Genomic DNA, 2,183 nt, shown 5'->3' on the forward strand with positions numbered 1-2,183 from the left:
GGCGTCTCCGCTGCGCTGCTCTTGGACCTCGGCCTCGATCCCCGCCTGGCACGTCCCATCCTGATGACTTCACGGACGTTGTCTCTTGCTGCGCACTTCATCGAAGAGCAGGACCAGGGTCAGAAGTGGCGCCACGTTCCCGGCAGCCAGGTCATTTACACCGGGCCACAACATCTACGCACAACCGAATAGACATCTCGTGGTCTAGACGTCATCGTTCGTGCACGGCGATCGCAGGCTACGAATCCAATGGGCACGTGGAATGTGATCACACGTGCATGCGGTACTAACTCGGCCGCGATAGCACGGCGCAATGAGTCCGTGTCTCCCTCATCGGAGCCGGCACCCCCAGGGAGAAAATAACATGAAAACTGGCATCAAGTTCTACCCAACCGATGAGACGTTTCCGCCTCTGGAGTTCGCTCGCATGACCGAGGACAGCGGTATCGAGTCGATCTGGCTACCGGACCATTCTCACGTTCCAGTAGTTTCGCGGGTGCCTGATGAGCTCAAAGTGGCTTACGGCGGCGGTGACGATGCGCGTGACCAGCGTTTTGCTGGGTCGCCGCCCGGGGGCTTCCCTCGTGAGTACTACCGCAACTACGATCAGCTGACGACGCTTGCGATGATGGGGGCGGTGACCTCCACTCTGCTGTTGGGCACCGGCATCTGTTTGGTCGTTCAACGCGACCCGATCTGGCTTGCTAAGGAAATCGCTACGATCGACCGTTTGACGGGCGGACGCTTCCTCTTCGGCGTCGGAGCGGGAGCGGAGTGGAACGCCGCTGAGCTCGAGAATCACGGCGTAAACCTGAAGACTCGTAACGGGCTCATGCTGGAACGCATTGAAGCCATGAAGCAGATCTGGGGGCATGAGGAAGCGGAGTATCACGGGAAGCAGGTCGACTTTGACCCGATTTTCCAGTGGCCGAAGCCAATCCAGCAGCCTCATCCGCCCATTCTGATGGGCGGTATGGGTCCGACCGTGGTCGACCGAACTCTGAAGCACGCCGACGCTTGGATGCCTGGTCACAATGACGACAGCTTCGATGGCCTAGGCGACCGGATCACAGAGCTGCGCGAACGGGCGGCGGCCCTCGGGAAGCCGATCGAAGTCACCCTCAACCTGGGACGGCTCGATTTCGTAGACCGATACGTTGACCTCGGTCTGGATCGAGTCGTCTATTCGCATCCTGCCTCTTCAAGTGACAGTGAGACGCGAAAATTCGTGAGCGAGCTGGGAAAGATCGCCCAGGAGCTCGACCATGGGGCCCCGTCTATGGCGTGACGGAGACGTATGGGGTGCAGGCAACGAGATGAGAGACCGTCCCCGGACGCCCGATTCTTCCCCCTAAAACCATTTGAATGCATGAAGCGAGGAGTAAATTGAGTTTCAGGATCGGCTATAAAGCCTCCGCAGAACAGTTCGACCCGAGGACCCTGGTTGAGTATTCAATTCTTGCCGAGGACATCGGCCTGGATTCGGTGATGGTCTCGGACCATTTCCAGCCGTGGCGCCACGAGGGCGGACATGCCCCCTTTGCGATGGCCTGGATGGCCGCGGTGGGGGAACGTACCAGCCGGATTGTGATGGGTACCAGCGTGCTCACCCCCACGTTCCGCTACAACCCGGCTGTCGTCGCTCAGGCTTTCGCTACCCTGGGCTGTCTGTATCCGGGCCGTGTCATCCTGGGCATGGGTACTGGTGAGGCACTGAACGAGGTTGCCGTCACCGGGGCCGACTGGCCGGCGTTTAAGGAGCGCTTCGCCCGGGCCCGGGAAGCAGTGGAGCTGATGCGCCGGCTGTGGACCGAGGACCGGGTCAGTTTCAACGGTGAGCACTACCGCACGGTCAATGCGACCATCTATGACCGGCCCGCAACCCCGGTTCCGGTCTATATTGCCGCTGGCGGCCCGGTGGTGGCCCGCTACGCGGGCGCGGCCGGCGATGGTTTCATCTGCACTAGCGGCAAAGGCATGGACCTATATAGGGAGAAGCTGCTGCCGGCCGTATTCGAAGGTGCGGTGGCCGCTGGACGGGATCCGGCCGGGATAGAGAAGATGATTGAGATCAAGCTCTCCTTCGATACGGACTATGCCCTGGCGCTGGAAAACACCCGGTTCTGGGCGCCGCTGTCACTGAGCCCGGAACAGAAAGCCGGCCTGGAGGACCCTGCGGCCAT

At 60.8% G+C, this 2,183-nt stretch carries 3 protein-coding genes; all 3 read left to right on the forward strand.

Annotation, left to right across the window (positions count from 1 at the left end; genetic code table 11):
- Positions 1-192, forward strand: a 192-nt coding sequence (locus AB4Y87_RS25825) for a hypothetical protein (protein WP_442007073.1), incomplete at its 5' end; no start/stop codon positions are given.
- A 172-nt stretch (positions 193-364) separates the two neighbouring features.
- A complete protein-coding gene (locus AB4Y87_RS25830; RefSeq protein ID WP_442007074.1) occupies positions 365-1,288 on the forward strand; it encodes an LLM class F420-dependent oxidoreductase in 924 nt (307 codons plus the stop codon).
- 98 nt (positions 1,289-1,386) lie between these two features.
- Positions 1,387-2,183 (forward strand): glucose-6-phosphate dehydrogenase (coenzyme-F420) (fgd, locus tag AB4Y87_RS25835; protein ID WP_442007075.1); only part of this gene is annotated, 797 nt, incomplete at its 3' end.

This window comes from Paenarthrobacter sp. RAF54_2, from assembly GCF_052113945.1.
In the GTDB taxonomy this organism is placed as follows: Bacteria; Actinomycetota; Actinomycetes; order Actinomycetales; family Micrococcaceae; genus Arthrobacter.

Excerpts from the sequence above, each read along its gene's own strand:
- AB4Y87_RS25830 (WP_442007074.1), top strand. The coding sequence starts at position 365 with ATGAAAACTGGCATCAAGTTCTACCCAACCGATGAGACGTTTCCGCCT.